Source organism: Rhizobium sp. LjRoot258 (genome assembly GCF_964254185.1).
Lineage (GTDB): Bacteria > Pseudomonadota > Alphaproteobacteria > Rhizobiales > Rhizobiaceae > Rhizobium.
The window spans coordinates 708,070-725,449 of the sequence record NZ_CAXUST020000002.1; the positions used below are offsets into that span (position 1 = coordinate 708,070).

14 protein-coding genes and 1 pseudogene are annotated in these 17,380 nt (G+C 60.4%); 12 read left to right on the forward strand and 3 right to left on the reverse strand.

Annotated features, from left to right (window positions below):
• The first annotated feature begins 8 nt into the window (after nucleotides 1-8).
• The 9 genes from ACSQ9D_RS24230 (at nucleotide 9) to nuoG (ending at nucleotide 10,160) form a co-directional block, all read left to right on the forward strand.
• Entirely contained in the window at nucleotides 9-1,484 is a 1,476-nt protein-coding gene (locus ACSQ9D_RS24230) for an NADH-quinone oxidoreductase subunit M (protein WP_436284428.1), read from the forward strand.
• Nucleotides 1,481-2,920 carry an NADH-quinone oxidoreductase subunit N gene (locus ACSQ9D_RS24235; RefSeq protein ID WP_436284429.1) on the forward strand — a complete coding sequence of 480 codons (1,440 nt, stop codon included), beginning with the start codon at nucleotides 1,481-1,483 and terminating at the stop codon, nucleotides 2,918-2,920. Before ACSQ9D_RS24230 ends, ACSQ9D_RS24235 begins: the two co-directional genes overlap by 4 nt.
• A gap of 160 nt (nucleotides 2,921-3,080) precedes the next feature.
• On the forward strand, nucleotides 3,081-3,446 hold the full coding sequence (locus ACSQ9D_RS24240) for an NADH-quinone oxidoreductase subunit A (RefSeq protein WP_436285159.1): 366 nt from the start codon (nucleotides 3,081-3,083) through the stop codon (nucleotides 3,444-3,446).
• Nucleotides 3,434-3,937: a NuoB/complex I 20 kDa subunit family protein gene (locus ACSQ9D_RS24245; protein WP_436284430.1), complete on the forward strand. Its 504-nt coding sequence runs from the start codon at nucleotides 3,434-3,436 to the stop codon at nucleotides 3,935-3,937. The genes ACSQ9D_RS24240 and ACSQ9D_RS24245 overlap by 13 nt, the downstream gene beginning before the upstream one ends.
• Nucleotides 3,934-4,497, forward strand: a complete 564-nt coding sequence (locus ACSQ9D_RS24250) for an NADH-quinone oxidoreductase subunit C (protein ID WP_436284431.1) — start codon at nucleotides 3,934-3,936, stop codon at nucleotides 4,495-4,497. Before ACSQ9D_RS24245 ends, ACSQ9D_RS24250 begins: the two co-directional genes overlap by 4 nt.
• A gap of 1 nt (nucleotide 4,498) precedes the next feature.
• Complete coding sequence (gene nuoD, locus ACSQ9D_RS24255) at nucleotides 4,499-5,713, forward strand: NADH dehydrogenase (quinone) subunit D (RefSeq protein WP_436284432.1); 1,215 nt, start codon at nucleotides 4,499-4,501, stop codon at nucleotides 5,711-5,713.
• 17 nt (nucleotides 5,714-5,730) lie between these two features.
• Nucleotides 5,731-6,246, forward strand: coding sequence for an NADH-quinone oxidoreductase subunit NuoE (nuoE, locus tag ACSQ9D_RS24260; protein ID WP_436284433.1), 516 nt, complete (start codon nucleotides 5,731-5,733; stop codon nucleotides 6,244-6,246).
• 4 nt (nucleotides 6,247-6,250) lie between these two features.
• Entirely contained in the window at nucleotides 6,251-7,516 is a 1,266-nt protein-coding gene (nuoF, locus tag ACSQ9D_RS24265; RefSeq protein WP_436284434.1) for an NADH-quinone oxidoreductase subunit NuoF, read from the forward strand.
• Nucleotides 7,517-7,544: 28 nt separating this feature from the next.
• A complete protein-coding gene (gene nuoG, locus ACSQ9D_RS24270) occupies nucleotides 7,545-10,160 on the forward strand; it encodes an NADH-quinone oxidoreductase subunit NuoG (protein WP_436284435.1) in 2,616 nt (871 codons plus the stop codon).
• 14 nt (nucleotides 10,161-10,174) lie between these two features.
• Here nuoG and ACSQ9D_RS24275 read toward each other — a convergent pair whose 3' ends face one another.
• The 3 genes from ACSQ9D_RS24275 to nuoH are packed head-to-tail and all read right to left on the reverse strand — an operon-like array spanning nucleotide 10,175 to nucleotide 12,244.
• Nucleotides 10,175-10,615, reverse strand: coding sequence for a CBS domain-containing protein (locus ACSQ9D_RS24275; protein WP_037122571.1), 441 nt, complete (start codon nucleotides 10,613-10,615; stop codon nucleotides 10,175-10,177).
• 45 nt (nucleotides 10,616-10,660) lie between these two features.
• The gene (locus tag ACSQ9D_RS24280; RefSeq protein ID WP_436284436.1) at nucleotides 10,661-11,227 is read right to left on the reverse strand and encodes an NADH-quinone oxidoreductase subunit I; all 567 of its coding nucleotides are present in this window, start codon (nucleotides 11,225-11,227) and stop codon (nucleotides 10,661-10,663) included.
• A 30-nt stretch (nucleotides 11,228-11,257) separates the two neighbouring features.
• Nucleotides 11,258-12,244, reverse strand: coding sequence for an NADH-quinone oxidoreductase subunit NuoH (nuoH, locus tag ACSQ9D_RS24285; protein WP_436284437.1), 987 nt, complete (start codon nucleotides 12,242-12,244; stop codon nucleotides 11,258-11,260).
• A 438-nt stretch (nucleotides 12,245-12,682) separates the two neighbouring features.
• On the opposite strand from nuoH, the gene ACSQ9D_RS24290 reads away from it, so the two are divergent.
• The 3 genes and pseudogenes from ACSQ9D_RS24290 to ACSQ9D_RS24300 form a co-directional block, all read left to right on the forward strand.
• Nucleotides 12,683-13,915 (forward strand): efflux RND transporter periplasmic adaptor subunit, encoded by a 1,233-nt coding sequence (locus tag ACSQ9D_RS24290; protein ID WP_436284438.1) that lies wholly within the window; start codon nucleotides 12,683-12,685, stop codon nucleotides 13,913-13,915.
• A gap of 9 nt (nucleotides 13,916-13,924) precedes the next feature.
• On the forward strand, nucleotides 13,925-17,071 hold the full coding sequence (locus tag ACSQ9D_RS24295) for an efflux RND transporter permease subunit (RefSeq protein WP_436284439.1): 3,147 nt from the start codon (nucleotides 13,925-13,927) through the stop codon (nucleotides 17,069-17,071).
• A gap of 3 nt (nucleotides 17,072-17,074) precedes the next feature.
• Nucleotides 17,075-17,179 (forward strand): annotated as a pseudogene (locus ACSQ9D_RS24300) (VapC toxin family PIN domain ribonuclease); the annotation flags it as partial.
• Between the last annotated feature and the right edge of the window lie 201 nt (nucleotides 17,180-17,380).

The window sequence follows — 17,380 nt, forward strand, 5'->3', positions numbered from 1 at the left end:
GGGTGTCCATGGGGTTGCCGCTCCTCAGCCTCATCGTATTCACCCCCGCCGTCGGGGCAGCGGTTCTGACGTTTCTGCGCAGCGACAATGCCGTTCGCTGGACAGCGCTTTGCGCCACCCTCCTCGACCTTGCTCTCTGCATCGCCATGCTGACGAGCTTTGACACCACGACCCACGTGATGCAGTTCACCGAGACGCGCCCGTGGGTGCCCGCGCTCGGGATCACCTATGCGCTTGGCGTTGACGGAATCAGCGCGCTCTTCGTGTTCCTGACCGCGCTGCTGGGCTCGATCTGCGTGCTCGCCTCGTGGGTCGCGATCGACCGCAAGGTCAAGGAATTCATGGTCAGTCTGCTGGTCATGCAGGCGCTGATGCTGGGAGTATTCTGCGCGCTCGACCTGTTCTTGTTCTACGTCTTTTGGGAGGCGATGCTGATCCCCATGTACCTGATCATCGGCGTCTGGGGTGGCGAGGGCCGGGTCTATGCGGCGTTTAAGTTCTTTCTCTACACGCTGGCAGGCAGCGTCCTTTTCCTGATCGGTGTCATCGTGCTCTATTTCAACGGCGGCGAGACCTTCGACATCCTCGCCCTGACAGCGCAGGATTTGCCGTTCCGGATCCAGTCGTGGCTGTTCTTTTCCTTCCTGGTCGCCTTCGCGGTCAAGGTGCCGATGGTCCCGGTCCACACCTGGCTGCCGGACGCCCATGTGCAGGCGCCGACAGCGGGCAGCATCATCCTCGCCGGAGTGCTCCTGAAGATGGGTGCCTACGGATTCTTGCGGTTTTCCTTACCAATGCTGCCGGAGGCGTCGGTGTATTATTCAACGCTGATGCTGGCGCTTTCGGCGCTTGCGATCGTCTATGGCGGGCTACTTGCGCTGGCGCAGGACGACCTGAAGAAGCTGGTGGCTTATTCCAGCGTCAGCCACATGGGCTTCGTGACGCTGGGGATTTTCGCGTTGAACCTGCGCGGGCTCGAGGGCGGCATCCTGCAAATGTTCAATCACGGCGTGACGACGGGCGCCTTGTTCCTGTTCGTCGGCCTGATCTACGAGCGGACACATACGCGCAGCATGGCGGATTATGGCGGGTTGATGAAGGCGGCGCCGGTCTATACCGCGTTTCTTGCGCTGTTCACCCTGTCATCGATGGCACTGCCGGGAACGAACTCGTTCGTGGGGGAATTGCTCGTGCTTTCGGGCGGGTTTGCGGCCAACCTGATGGTCGGCGCGGCAGCCGTCTTGGGTGCATTACTGGGCGCGGCCTATCTGCTTGGCATGTATGGGAAAGTCGCGCTCGGCCCGGCCAGCGTCAACGCCCGGTTCAAAATACGCGACGTCAACGCCCGCGAAATGGTTGCGATCCTGCCGCTGGCGCTCTTCGTGCTTTGGGTCGGACTCTATCCGAAGCCCTTTCTTGGCATCATCGACGCCTCGGTGAAGCATCTCATGGTGCAGGTGCACGGCAAGGGGAGCGGCCAATGACCGCCGCCGCGCTTTTCCAGTCCATACTCGCGAGCCTGCCCGAGATCGTCGTGGTCACGGGGGCCTGCGTCCTTCTGATCCTCGGACAGTTGGTGGCGAAGGGGCAGGAACCGTTCCTTGTCTTTGCGTCCGTCGCGGTCGTGCTGATTGCCGCCCTGGGGACGATCATGCTGTCGGGCGAGGTGCGGCCAGCCTACGCGGGCATGTTCGTCACCGACCGCTTCTCGGTCTTCTTCAAGTTCGTTTTTTATCTGGCCACAGTTCTGACGCTCCTCCTTTCGCAAAAATACGCCGACATCGAAGGGATCGGGCACAGCGAATATTATGTCCTGCTGCTCTTTGCGCTTTCGGGAATGATGATCATGGCCTCGGCGACCGACCTCCTGTCGATCTATGTGGGCCTCGAACTGACGGTGCTTTGCACCTATGTGCTGACCGGCTTCTTGCGGCAAAAGCGGCGGTCGAACGAAGCGGCGCTGAAATACGTGATCCTTGGCTCGGTCTCGACCGGGATTTTCCTTTACGGCGTTTCGCTGGTCTACGGGCTCACCGGCACGACGCAATTAGACGGGATGGCTGCGGCGGTGGCCGGTGATCCGCTCGATCCCGGATTGTTGCTGGCGGTGGTCTTCATCGTCGCGGGGCTGGTCTTCAAGGTCGGCGCGGTGCCGTTCCATATGTGGCTGCCGGATGCCTATGAAGGCGCGCCGACGACCATCACTGCCTTCATGTCTGTCGGTCCCAAGGCGGCGGGGTTCGCGGTGATCCTGCGGGTATTCCTCAACCCGCTGGTCGCAGCCTCGGATGTCTGGATCATCGTTGCGGTGATTGCGGTCGCGACGATGGCGCTCGGCAGTTTCGTGGCGCTGGTGCAGGATAATTTCAAGCGCCTCCTGGCTTATTCCAGCATTGCCCATGCCGGGTTCGCCCTTTTCGGCGTGGTTGCCGGCGGTGCGGACGGGATCGCCAGCGTGATGCTTTACCTGCTGATCTACTCTTTCATGAATCTCGGCATTTTCGGCACTGTCATCATGATGCGGAATGGCGATTTCTCGGGCGAGGTCATCGAAGACTACGCGGGTCTCGCAAAGTCGCATCCCGGGCTGGCGCTTTTGATGCTGCTCTATCTGTTCTCACTGGCCGGCATTCCGCCGACGGCCGGGTTCTTCGCCAAGTTCTACGTGCTTGTGGCGCTCGTCGAGCGGGGGTTCGTCATGCTGGCGGTGATCGCAGTGCTGCTGAGCGTCGTCGCCGCCTATTTCTACATCCGCATCGCCATGGTGATCTACATGCGCGAGCCAAACAGGGCGTTCGACCCCGCGCTGACGCCCTTGGTCCGCGCCACGCTCGCCTTTACCGCCGCCGGCACTATTGGCATCGGCCTATTTCCGGCGTGGTTTCTGAGGTTTGCTCAGCATGCGGTGTTTGGCGGCTGATCTATTGAATTTGCAATGATCCACCCGACGGAATACACTAACAATGCAAGAAAGGATTGCCAAAGTCGCTTCCCGGAGCGACCGCACTACCGGTTCCGAATGGGGTCGGCGGCGGCCTGAACAAGCTCTCGGTGGGTGACCGGGGCAATGCGATATGACTATGGCTGCAATGGAATTCCTGCCGGTTCTTTTCATGGTCGCCGGAATTGTTCTGGTGACCGGGGCAACGCTGTTCGTCTCCTCGCTGCTGCGTCCGTCCAATCCCTATCCCGCGAAGAACATGCCCTATGAATGCGGCGTGGACCCGGCTGGCGAGGCCGCCGGGGGACGTTTCAGGGTGCAGTTCTTCATGCTCGCGATCCTGTTGGTGGTCTTTGATGTCGAGACCATGTTTCTCTTTCCCTGGGCTGTCGTCCTGAAAGACATCGGGCTGGTTGGTTATGTCGAGATGTTCGTCTTCATGTTGCTGCTGATTGTGGGCTTCGCCTACGCCTGGCTGAAGGGAGCGCTGGAATGGGAGGCGTAAACAATACGATCCGCGACAGCGTGCTGTTTACCACGGCCGACAGTGTCATCAGCTGGAGCCGGAGGTCGGCGCTGTGGCCCGAGACCTTTGGCATTGCCTGCTGCGCCATCGAGATGATCGCAGCGGGATGCGCGCGCTACGATCTCGACCGGTTCGGCGTGGTGTTCCGGCCTTCGCCGCGCCAGTCCGATGTGATGATTATCGCCGGCACCGTGACCCGGAAGTTCGCCCCGGTCGTGCGCCGGCTCTATGACCAGATGCCGGAGCCACGCTGGGTGATCGCGATGGGCACCTGTGCGATCTCGGGTGGGGTCTACAATACCTATGCCGTAGTGCAGGGGTCAGAAACCTTCGTGCCCGTCGACGTGCATGTGCCCGGCTGTCCGCCACGGCCCGAGGCACTGATGCACGGCTTCCTGCTGCTTCAGGAGAAGATCAAGAGGTCCCGCGCGCTGGCCGGGACGCCTCTGGATCGGGTTGCAGCCTCATGAGCGTGGAGTTGCCTCTCAATCGCGCTTTGATCACGGAGCATTTCGAGGGAACAATCGAGGATCTCGGCGCTGCGCACGGCATTGACGTCTTTGCCGTGCCACCTGAGAAGATCGTCGCGTTCTGCCGGTTTCTGAAAGAACATGAGGCGCTGCAGTTCAACTTCCTTTCGGACATCTGCGGGGTTGATCATTATCCCGACGCGCCGCGGTTCGAGGCGGTGTATCACCTCTATTCACTACCCAACAAGTGGCGGGTTCGCATCAAGTGCCGGCTTGGTGATCCGCCGCATGTCCCTTCGGTGACGGGGGTCTGGCGCACCGCCAACTGGCATGAGCGCGAGGCCTGGGACATGTATGGCATCAGGTTCGACGGGCATCCCGATCTGCGCCGGATCTACATGTGGGAAGGCTTCGAGGGCTTTCCCCAGCGCAAGGATTTCCCCCTAAGGGGCTATAAGGACAAGCTGAACCCCTTCGGGGCCGAAGGTCCGCCGCCAACACAGCCCGACCTCGCCACCAGGGACATTCCGCAAGGAGGCCGTTCTACGCCGGAAAATTGAGATGACCGAAGTCACAGAGCTCAGCAGGCCGGACGGCGAAGCGCTCACTACCAGGGAAGTGCTTCTCAACCTCGGCCCGCAGCACCCCAGCACTCATGGGGTTCTTCGGCTCGTCCTCGAACTGGACGGTGAGTACGTCGAGCGCGTCGACCCGCATATCGGCTACCTCCACCGGGGCACCGAAAAGCTAGCCGAGAGTTTCACCTACACCCAGATATTCCCGCTCACCGACCGGCTCGACTATCTCTGCCCGCCGTCGAACAACCTGGCCTTCGCGCTGGCGGTCGAGAAGCTTCTCGGCATAGAAGCACCGATTCGGGCCAAGTACATACGCGTGATGATGGCGGAGCTCGCGCGGATCTCCGGTCATCTCCTGATCACCGGCGCGCTGCCGATGGATCTGGGTGCAATGACCGCGCTGCTTTACGTCATGCGCGAGCGCGAAATGATCATGGACCTGCTGGAGATGATCAGCGGTGCAAGAATGCACACGTCCTTCTGCAGGGTTGGTGGCGTACGCGAGGATCTGCCTGACGGTTTCCTTCCCAAAATCAGGGAGTTCTGCGACATCTTCCCGAACCGGATCCGCGACTATGAGCGATTGCTCGAAGATAACAGGGTGTTCCTCAACCGCACGAAAGGGATCGGCGTGATCTCAGGCGAAGACGCTGTCGATCTGGGTCTCAGCGGCCCGAACCTGCGTGCCTCCGGGGTCGACTGGGATATCCGCCGCGACGAACCTTACGAAATTTACGACCGGCTCGATTTCAATGTCATCACGCGCAAAGAGGGCGATTGCTACGCGCGCTGGCGCTGCCGTGTCGACGAGATGCGTGAAAGCATCGCGATTATCGAACAATGCATCGACCAGATGCCCGAGGGACCATTCCAGATCGACATGCCGACGATCGCGTTCCCGGTGGACAAGGAGCGTGTGCATTGCTCGATGGAAGCCTTGATCCAGCATTTCGATCTGTCGGCCTATGGCTTCAAGGTACCCAAGGGCGAGGTCTACTCGGCGATCGAGGCGCCAAAGGGTGAGCTGGGATTCTACATCATTAGCGACGGATCGCCGAAACCGTTCCGCATGAAGGTGCGAGCACCGTCTTTCGTCAACCTTCAGGGCCTCTTCGGGGTCACCAACGCGCGCTACCTTGCGGACATGATCGCCGTGCTCGGCAGCCTCGACCCCGTGATGGCGGAGGTGGATAAGTAACAAGGGAATTGGATGCGATGACTATGCGCCAAAAGATCGAAGAAGCGGCGGCGCGCTATCCGGACCAGCGCTCGGCGATCATGCCCGCGCTCATGATTGCCCAGAAAGAGCATGGCTATCTGCCCGGCCCGGTGCTGGAAGAGGTCGCCGACATTCTCGGCGTTGAGCGGATCTGGGTTTACGAGCTGGCGACCTTCTACACCCTCTTGCATACAGAGCCGGTGGGCCTATTCCACCTGCAACTCTGTGACAATGTTTCCTGCATGCTGTGCGGATGCGAGGATCTGCTGGAGTATCTGGAAACGGCGCTTCGGATCAAGAAGGGCGATACCACCCCGGACGGGCTGTTCACGCTTTCGACCGTCGAGTGCCTCGGTGCCTGCGAGATGGCTCCGGTGATGCAGGTCGGCGACGATTACCACGGCGACCTTGATGTCGCGCGGATAGACGCACTCCTGGACGATCTCCGGGCGACGGCGGGGCGGGTCAGGAGCGTTGTCGACGACGCCTCGACGCGACCGCCGGGAGAATAGCGCCATGTTCGAACCGGTTCTTCTCAAAAATGTGGATCTGCCGGATGGCCATTTGCTGTCGACGTATGAGGCCGGCGGCGGCTATCAGGCGCTGCAAAAGGTGCTGCGCGAGTACACACCAGATGAGGTCGTCGATCTGGTCAAACAGTCCAACCTGCGCGGTCGCGGCGGTGCGGGATTTCCTACGGGCATGAAATGGAGTTTCGTGCCGAAGCGGGCCGACAGGCCGAAATATCTGTGCTGCAACGCCGATGAGGGCGAGCCGGGCACCTTCAAGGACCGGATCATCATGGAGCGCGACCCGCACCAGCTGATCGAAGGGCTGGCGGTCAGCGCCTACGCGATTGGGGCCGAAACCGCCTATCTCTATATCCGCGGAGAATATGTGATGGCGATTCGTCGCCTACAGCAGGCGATCGCCGAGGCTCGCGAAAGGGGTTTTCTCGGAACGGGCGTTCTGGGCTCGGATTTCAATTTCGCCGTACACATTCATTGTGGTGCCGGTGCCTATATCTGTGGCGAGGAGACCGCAATGCTCGAATCGCTCGAAGGCAAACGGGCGCAACCGCGCCTGAAGCCGCCGTTCCCGGCGGTCGAAGGGCTCTACGCCAGCCCGACGGTGATCAACAACGTCGAGACGCTCGCTTGCGTGCCGCATATTGTGATGCGGGGCGCGGACTGGTTTCGCGCCATCGGCCCGAGCAAGAGCCCTGGTCCGAAGCTCTACTGCCTCAGCGGGCAGGTGCGCAAACCCGGCCTTTACGAGCTTCCGATGGGTATACCGCTGCGCGAACTGGTCGAAAACCATGGCGGCGGGCCGCTGCCGGGGCGCAAGATCAAGGCCGTGATCCCCGGCGGGGTCTCGGCACCGGTCATCGCTGCGTCCGGGCTGGACGTTGGGATGGACTTCGATTCGCTTGCCGCCGTCGGCTCAATGCTCGGTTCGGCCGGGGTGATCGTGATCGACGACTCGACCTGCATGGTCAAGGTTGCCACCCGGATCATCGAGTTCTTCCACCACGAGTCCTGCGGCAAATGCACGCCTTGCCGCGAAGGGCTGAACTGGGTCGTGAAAGTGCTGCGCCGGGTCGAGTCGGGGCAGGGCGCGCCGGGCGATCTGGAACAGCTGCAGGCGCTCTGCAAGGGCATTTTCGGCAATACGTTCTGCGCTCTTGGCGACGGCGCGGCTATGGGGCTGCGCGCGGCACTGAAGCATTTCGAGGATGAATTCGTCGCCCATATCGAAGAGCGGAGGTGCCCGTTTCATTGAGGTGCGCGAGAAAGATCGCGAGGAGGCCATGGTTCGCATCACGATCGATGAACAAACGCTGGAAGTGGACGCTGGCTCTACGGTGCTGCAGGCCGCCGAGCGCTTGGGCATCGACATCCCGACGTTCTGTTACATGAAGCGGCTGCCGGCGCTCGCCTCGTGCCGCATGTGTCTGGTGGAGATCGAAGGGCAGCGGCGGTTGCAGCCGTCCTGTGCCACGGTGGCCACGGACGGCATGGTGGTGCGGACAAATACGCCTCTGGTCGAGGAAACGCGCTCGTCCATGCTCGACATGCTGCTCGCCAACCACCCGCTCGACTGCCCGATATGCGATAAAGGCGGCGAGTGCGAGCTTCAGAACCAGGTGATGGCTTACGGGCCGCGCGAGAGCCAGTTCCGCGATGCCAAACGTGTGTTCCACTCCCAGGACATCCGTCTCAGCCCGGTCATCATCATGAACGTCAACCGCTGTATCCAGTGCCAACGCTGCGTGCGGATGTGCGAGGAGGTGGTCGGCGCGGTCGCCTTGGGCACGGTCGAAAAAGGCATGGACACCGCCGTGACCGGTTTCGAGGGCAGTCTTGCGAGTTGCGACCAATGCGGCAATTGCGTCGAGGTCTGTCCAGTCGGCGCGCTGATGAGCTTCCCCTATCGCTACAAGGCACGGCCCTGGGATCTCGAGGAGACCGACACGGTCTGCCCACATTGCGGCACTGGCTGCCAGCTCACGGTCGGCACCCGCAAGGGCGAGTTCATGCGGGTCCGCTCGAAGTGGGACGAGGGGCTCAACCGCGAGACGCTCTGCGTGCGGGGGCGTTTCGGACTCGATTTCGTTGCGAGCCTGGACCGGATCAAGCAGCCTATGGTCCGCCGAGATGGCGCCCTCGTTGCGGTTTCTTGGGACGAAGCGGGCAACTACCTGCGTCGGCGACTGTCGGCCGTCGAGAAAAAGGCTGCGGGCGGGCTTGCCTCGCCGCGTCTTCCCAACGAGGTGCTTTATCAGTTCCAGAAGCTGATGCGGACGGTGTTGCGGACAAACAATATTGACTGCTCGTCGCGCTGGTCAACGCCCGTCGAGACGTTGGGTCCGCTGGTGGCGGGCTTCTACACCCGTGCCCCGCTTCAAGAGGTGATCGGCGATGCCTGCGTGCTCGTCGTCGGCGGCAACGTGACCGAGGAGAACCCGGTCACCGAGTACCTCCTGCGCGATGGTGCACGCCGGCGGCAGACCGAATTGCTGATACTCTCGGCGCGGCCGTCCCGCCTGGACGCCGATGCGCGGGCGGTCGTTCGCGTTCTGCCGGGCGGTGAGGCCGCGAGCCTTGCCGCAGTGGTGGCCTCTGTCGTGGCGGCGGCCGGTCAGGACCTGCCGGACGACGTTCTTGCCGACATCGTCGCGACAACCGGCTGGCCACCTGCGGCCACCCATGGTGAGGAACAGGACCCTCTGGCCACCGCGCTTGTGGGGGGCCGGCGCGTCAGCGTGCTTGTGAGCGTCGAAGTCCTTCGCTCACCACACGCGCGCGCGGCCCTGCAGCAGCTTAACAACCTTTTGCAGGTGCTCAGCCTGCTCGGCAAGGACCCGAAGATGCAGCTCCTCTTCGACCGTGCCAACCAGATGGGCGCCTGGGATATGGGGGTTCTGCCGGCGACGTTGCCGGGGTTTGCCGCGGTCACCGATGGCGCGGCGCGCGCCACTCTCGAGCGGGCCTGGAGCGCCGAGATCCCATCTGAAGCAGGCGTGGATTTCGACGCCATGCTGGAACTCTGCGACCAGGGGCAGATGGGCGCGCTCTATATAGCCGGAAGCGACCCCCTGATGTCCTATCCCGACCGGGCGTTCGTCCAGCGCGCGCTTGGAGCCGCAGATCTCCTGATCGTGCAGGACGCGTTCCTCACGGATACGGCAGGCCTGGCCGACGTGGTGCTGCCCGCCGCGAGCTATGGCGAGGAATCGGGCACTTTTACCAACAACGAAGGCCGGACCCAGAGGGTCTGCAAGTTCCGTGAGCCCGTCGCCGAGGCCCGAGGCAATCTGGCGATCTTCGACTTTGTCGCAGCACTTCGAAGCCACGCGCTGCGGCCATCGGTTCAAACCGAGATTTTCGACGAGATCGCCCGGCTGGTTCCCGCTTACAAGGGCCTGACGCAGGATGGGCTTGGCGCCGACGGAGCATTCACCAGGGCGGCTCTTGCGCCGCCGGTTGGCAGGTTCTTCGCCCCACCGCCTGTGCCCATTGCAACCGACCGGCTCATGCTGGTCACTGGCAACTGCCTGTTCCACAATGGATATCTTTCCGAGCGCTCGGAAATACTGAACACGGTCGCCGATGACCCCTATGTCGCGATGGGTGCGAGGGATGCCGCGCAACTTGGCCTCTCGGATGGCGATCAGGTGGTCGTGCGATCCGCCCAGCGCGAACTGACGGCGAAGCTCAAGGTCGACAGGCGCTTTCCTCGGGGGCTCGTGTTCATTCCCGAAAACTACAGAGCCCTTCGCCTCAACAGCCTGATGCGGCGGGGCGAGTATCCATGTCCGGTGGACGTTCAAAAGGCGCGCGCGGCAGTCGAGATCACCACTGTTGCCGGAACCGGGGCGGGAGCCGAGACCCTCGGCCAAGACACCGCCGGTCGCTCACCCTAACCTGACGGGTCTCGTCAGTGATATCTGGCCCCGCAGATGTAATCCTGCAGCTCCTGCTCGGTGAGCTGCGCTTCGTCGAGCCTATGTTTGACCACATCACCGATGCTGACCACGCCGACAACGTCGTCCCCATCCATGACCAGCACATGACGCGTACGCCGCTGCGTCATGATCTCCATCGCGACGGGCAGCAAATCCCGTGTCGAACAGGTCGCCACATTGCGGTTCATGACGTCCACGACCCGCATCGTCGCCGCCTCGGCCCCGTATTCCGCCACGGCATTGCAGCAGTCCCGCTCCGACAATGTGCCCAGGCGTTTGCCGTTCGATTGGCTGACGACGACGAAGCCGATATTGTTGTCGCGAAACAGCCTCAGGACTTCCACCATCGTCTGATCGCGAGTGACCGCGATGACACCGACACCCTTGTTCTTCACGATTTCGCCGACAAACATCTGAGCCTCCTGTCTGCGCGCTTCGGTTTGACAGCTGGTGCACGTTTACGCTCGCCGGATATTCCGCCACCAGTTGTAACCCTGCGTCTCTTTCGTCTCGACGAGCACGTCCTTCTTCGTATTCAGGCGCGCGGCAATCACGCCGCCGCCGGTCGCAGCCTTGCCCGGCTTGCCGAGCAGATCGTCACGTCCGACCACTAGGTCACGCGAGGAAAAACTCGAGAATTCGTACTGCTGGCCAAGCGCGATCGCGTCCGCCGGGCAGGCATCCTCGCAAAGGCCGCAGAAGAGACACCGTGCCGTGTCGATCTCGAATTTTGCCGGGTGACGGTTGCCCTTCTCGTCCTCGTAGGGGATGACTTCGATGCAGTCGCAGGGACAAATTCGCGCGCAGAGTTCGCAGGCAACGCATTTGATCTCGCCCTCTTCGTCGCGCGTCAGAAAGTGATGCCCGCGGTAACGCGAGTAGGGCAGCCATTTTTCCTTGTCCGGATATTGCATGGTCACGGATCTGGAGAACATGTAGCTGAAGGTCAGAGCCAAGCCGCTCGCCAGGTCGGCGAAGAACGTCCAGCCGATCCATGTTCCAATGCTGTCCCGTGCGCGCGACATCGGCGCCCCACTCCGGAGCCGCTGCGGCCCCTAAAAGAAAACAAGACCAGTTATGATTATGTTCGCCATCGACAAAGGAAGCAAGACTTTCCATCCGATCGCCATCAGTTGGTCGTAGCGGTAGCGAGGGAACGTGAAGCGGAACCATATGAACAAGTAGACGAAGAACGCGACCTTGAGCAGAAACCAGAGGAGAGGTGGCAAAGGGATCAGTACGCCGTTCCAACCGCCGAAGAACAGGATCACCACGAGGACCGACACCAGCAAGACGATGGCATATTCGCTGACCATGAAGAACGCAAACCGGATACCACTGTATTCGGTATGGAACCCGGCGCCGAGATCGCCTTCCGCTTCCGCCAGGTCGAATGGAATGCGCTGTGCTTCGGCCAGTCCGGCGACGAAGAACACGAAGAATCCGATCGGTTGGTAGACGATGTTCCAGACATCGGCTTGCGCTCGCACGATGTCGAGCAGGCTCATGGATTGCGCCAACATGACCACGCCGATCACCGCAAACCCCATTGGGATCTCGTAGCTTATCATCTGCGCGCAGGTCCTCAGGCTGCCCAGGACAGCGTATTTGCTGTTAGCGGCCCAGCCGCCGAAGATAACGCCATACACCTCGATCCCGATCACCGCGAAGACGAAAAGGAGCGCTACATTCATGTTGGAAACGTAGAGCGTGACCTCGGCGCCGAGGACCGAGACGGTTTCGCCGAAGGGGATCGTGACGAATACGACAAAGGGCGGGGCGAGCGCCAGGATGGGAGCCACTTTGAACAGGAAGCGATCAGCCTCGGCCGGGATGTGGTCCTCTTTGGTCAAGAGCTTGATTCCGTCCGCAATCGGCTGCAGCAGCCCGTGCCACCCGACGCGCATCGGCCCCATCCGTTGCTGCATGTGTCCGGCGATCTTGCGTTCCAGCCAGGTTAGAGGCAAGGGCAGCAGCAGCAGCATCGCAATCAGCAACGCGACCTTGACGACGATCAATCCGATGACGACGATCAGTTCCATGATCCGCGGCTATTTGTTCACGGGTTGAAACATGCGACCGGACTTTGGCTCCGGCTATGCACTGCGTAGTTTGCGCCCTTGTCAGACCACAGGATACAACGGCGAAGCACCCCATACAATGCGCCGACACTTATGTCGCCACAGGGATGCTGTCGGTCGCACAGCTGTGCTTGATCAGGCAGCCCCAGCAATCGAGCGCCTCGGCGCGCGATTGGACAACCTTTAAGGGGGACCGCCGCGCGGCCCGTGCATGACTTGGCCGGGCAGGCCGCCCGGCACGGCGAATGGCAAGGCACGGATCGATCTTTAAATCAAATGTCGCTGGAGACAGGAATCGCGAGTAGTCGTTACACATCGGCCTCTTGAAACATCCCGCGACTACACCAGAACTTTAGCGTGTGCGTTGGCCAGCAGCAGCGGCACATTCAGGAGCAATCAATGTTTTTGTTACAGAGAACGCGCCTTATTCTGTTCACCCAGATCGCAGCCGTTGGATTGGCGCTCGTTGCCTGTAACGAGCAGGGTGCCCAACAAAAGGCGACCGCCGACGCAAAGCCGGAAGTCAGTGCGGTCACGCTGCATCCACAATCTGTGACAATAACGGCAGAGGTCCCGGGCCGGACAGCAGCATCGCTGATCGCCGAAGTCCGCCCACAGGTCGGAGGCATTATCCGGGCCCGCAATTTCAGGGAAGGCAGCGAGGTCAACGCTGGAGACGTTCTCTACGAGATCGATCCCAGCGCCTATCAGGCAGCCTTCGACAGCGCAGTCGCGGGACTGCAGAGAGCCGAGGGTGCTGTTCCCAGTGCCCAGGCCAAGGTAGACCGATATCAAGGCCTGACCTCCCAGTCAGTCGTCAGCAAGCAGGATCTCGACGATGCGCTATCAACACTGGCGCAGGCGCAGGCCGATGTCGCCTCGGCCAAGGCCGCGCTCGAGACTGCCCGCATCAATCTCGACTATACAAGAATCCGTGCGCCGATCTCGGGCCGCATCGACGCATCATCAGTGACAGTGGGCGCATTGGTGACGGCTGAGCAGACGACGGCGCTCGCCACGATAAATCAGCTCGATCCGATCAACGTCGACGCCACCCAATCCAGCGCGAACCTACTGGCGGTCCGTCGAGCGATATCCGAGGGGAGGATAAAGATTGTCGGCAACAACGTCTCGGTCAACCTCAGGCTTGAAGATGGATCGAAGTACCCCCTGCCTGGAACCTTCGAATTCTCGACAGCCGCTGTTTCGCAGACACTAGGCACCGTGACCGCGCGTGCCACCTTCCCAAATCCCGACCGACTTCTTCTGCCCGGCATGTATGTCCGGGCAACAATCGAAGAGGGGATTGCCCCCAATAGCTTTCTCGTGCCTCAGCGAGCTGTCACACGTGATGCGAAGGGCCAGCCACTCGCTTTGTTTGTGTCTTCAGATGGAAAGGTGCAGAGGCGGACGCTTTCAGTACAAAGAAGCGTCGGCAACAGCTGGCTTGTTGCAGAGGGTATAACTGACGGCGACCGTGTCATCGTCGAAGGTCTGCAGCGTGTGCGAGACGGGCAAGATGTCAAGGTCGATGATGTGGTGGTCGATGATGCAACCGGTCAGATCAATCAGGCGGCTGACACAAGCGCTGCTCCTGTGAAGGAAGCGGCCAACACTCCTGTTTCCAAGTGAGGTGATCACGTGTCTCGGTTCTTCATTGCCAGGCCGGTGTTTGCCTGGGTCATCGCAATCGTCATCATGCTCGCGGGCATTTTGTCGATCACAACACTTTCAATCTCTCAGTATCCACAGATCGCGCCAACAACGGTAAGGATATCCGGAAATTATCCGGGCGCCGACGCACAAACGGTCGAAAACTCGGTAACGAAGGTCATCGAGCAGGGTATGACCGGTCTCGACAATCTCTACTATATGGCATCGACATCCCAGTCGACTGGTCAGGCGTCAATATCGCTCACCTTCACCAGTGCGGCAAATCCTGACGTGGCCCAGATGCAGGTGCAAAACAAGCTGCAGCTTGTCCAGGCACAGCTGCCACAAAGCGTTCAAAACACTGGGCTGACGGTCACCAAATCCACATCCAACTTCCTGATGGTCATTGGTTTTGTCTCTACCGACGGGAAGCTGACGTCAACTGATCTCGCCGACTATGTCAACAGCTCGCTGAATGACACGCTGAAACGGGTTGCAGGTGTTGGCGACACGCAGCTTTTCGGCTCGGGATATGCCATGCGCATCTGGGTGGATCCTGACATGCTCGCGAAGTACTCGCTGATGGTCAGCAACGTCACCTCTGCTATCGAAGCGCAAAACACGCAGGTTGCCGCAGGTCAGATCGGTGCACTGCCGCAGCGCAAGGGCCAGCAACTCAACGCCACGGTTACTGCCAAGAGCCGCCTCCAGACGCCCGAGCAGTTCCAGAACATCATTCTCAAAAGCGACAGCAACGGCTCGCTCGTTCGTCTCAATGATGTCGCGACCGTGGAAATAGGAGCGGATAGCTACTCCAGCTTCAGTACCTACAACGGCAAACCCTCAGCCGGTCTTGCTATCAACCTGGCCTCCGGCGCAAATGCGATTGACACGGCTGAGGCCGTTCAGTCGACGGTCGACAGCCTACGGGGGACCTTGCCGCCCAACGTCGAGGTTGTTTACCCATACGACACGACGCCGTTCGTAAAGCTGTCGATCGAAGACGTCGTCAAGACCCTCATCGAAGCCATCGTGCTGGTCTTCCTCGTTATGTTTGTCTTTCTGCAAAATCTGCGGGCGACGATCATTCCGACACTTGCCGTACCAGTCGTGCTCCTCGGCACATTCGGGGTCCTTGCCTACTTCGGTTATTCGATCAACACGCTGACGATGTTCGGCATGGTGCTCGCGATTGGGCTTCTCGTCGACGACGCCATCGTCGTCGTCGAAAACGTCGAGCGCGTCATGGAGGAGGAGGATCTCTCGCCAAGGGAGGCAACCATAAGGTCAATGGACGAGATCACTGGCGCATTGATCGGTATCGCCACTGTCCTGTCTGCCGTGTTTATTCCGATGGCATTTTTTTCAGGCTCCGTCGGCGTCATCTACCGCCAGTTTTCGGTGACCATCGTGTCGGCGATGCTGCTTTCCGTGATCGTCGCACTCGTCCTCACCCCGGCGCTATGCGCCACCGTCCTGAAGAAACCCAGGCACGGCGCCAAACAGCGCGGCGTGTTCGGGTTTTTCAACCGCAACTTCGAGCGCGGCACAACAGCATACCAGCGCGGCGTTGGTGGCATGCTGCGGCGCAGCGCTGTCTTTCTTTGCATTTTCCTCCTGATCGCTGCTTCCGTCGGTTACCTCTTCACACGATTGCCCAGTTCGTTCCTGCCCGAGGAAGATCAAGGAATCCTCATCACCAGCGTTCAGTTGCCGGTCGGCGCCACGGCGGATCGCACGCAGAAGGTGTTGCAGCAGGTTACCGACCACTATCTCAACGATGAAAAGGACTACGTAACAGGGGTGATGGCAGTGGTTGGATTTGGCTTTGGTGGCCAAGGGCAAAACGTCGGTATCGCCTTCGTAAAGCTGAAGGATTTTTCCGAGCGGACGACTCCCCAATCGAAGGCGCAAGCCGTCGCGGGGCGCGCGATGGCGGCTTTTTCCAAGATCAGGGACGGCAACGTGTTCGCTTTGGCGCCTCCGGCCATCCCCGGCTTCGGCAACAATGCTGGCTTCGACTTTTACCTCAAGGACATGAATGCAACGGGTCATCAGCAATTGATCGACGTCAGAAACCAACTGCTCGCCGCAGCTGGCAAGAGCAGCAAATTGAGCGGCACGCGCCCAAACGGGCAGGAAGATTCGCCGCAATATTCTGTCGACATCGATCAGGAAAAGGCGAGTGCACTCAACCTCGATCTCTCCGATATCGATGCGACACTCTCGACGGCCTGGGGCGGCAACTATGTCAATGATTTCATCGACCGGGGGCGCGTCAAGAAGGTCTATGTACAGGCTGACAAGGAGTTTCGAATGCAGCCTGAGGACTTCGATCGTTGGTACGTCAAGAACTCCGACGACGAGATGGTGCCGTTCTCAGCCTTCGCAAGTGGACACTGGAAATTTGGGTCGCCGCGCCTCGAACGCTATAACGGTTCGTCTGCGGTCGAAATCCAAGGGTCGGCAGCGACAGGTGTATCATCCGGCGATGCCATGAACGAGATTGATGATCTGGTGGCTCAGTTACCGGAAGGCTTCGGCCACGAATGGACCGGCCTGTCGGCGCAGGAGCGCCTCTCAGGAAACCAGGCGACCCAGTTGTACGCTATCTCCATTCTCGTGGTGTTCCTGGCGCTGGCGGCATTATACGAGAGCTGGTCGATCCCGGTCGCCGTCATGCTGTCGGTCCCTATCGGTGTCTTTGGGGCCTTGCTTGCCGCTATTTTGTTCGGCCAGACCAATGACGTCTACTTCAAGGTGGGATTGCTGACGACAATTGGCCTCGCAGCCAAGAACGCGATCCTGATTGTCGAATTTGCGATCGACCAGCAAAAAACCGGCAAGGATCTCTTCACGGCCACTCTTGAGGCCTCCCGCCAGCGTCTGCGGCCGATCCTCATGACCTCCTTGGCCTTTATTCTCGGGGTTTTGCCACTTGCCATTGCCAATGGAGCCGGATCCGGCAGCCAGAACTCAATCGGTATCGGTGTGATGGGCGGTATGATCTCGGCAACGGTCATTGGGATATTTTTCATCCCGCTGTTGTTTGTCAGTGTCAGGCGCGTCTTCAAGGGCAATGTTCCCGACGTATCCAAGCGCCCGAAACCCGAAACCGTCGAGATCAAAGCCTAACCGGCGCTCATTGCAGGCGCGAATGATGGTGTGGTGGTTACGGACAACGAAAAGGATTTTGCCGGCGCCCAGTTCATCAATCCCTTGCGGAACCGAGCGGGACCATGATCGCGACGCGATTGCGGGGAAACTGACCATTCTTTTGAGCGGAAGCATGTGTCCCCGAGTCTTCCGACTATTCCATCGGACACTGGGATAATCCCCCGGCGAGATCAGCACTTGATCGCCTTTGGCGAGCGGTATCCCGAAAATCGCGGTCGAAAGATCCTCGGACGAGTTCCGGTTCAGCGCGATCTCATCGGATGTGCA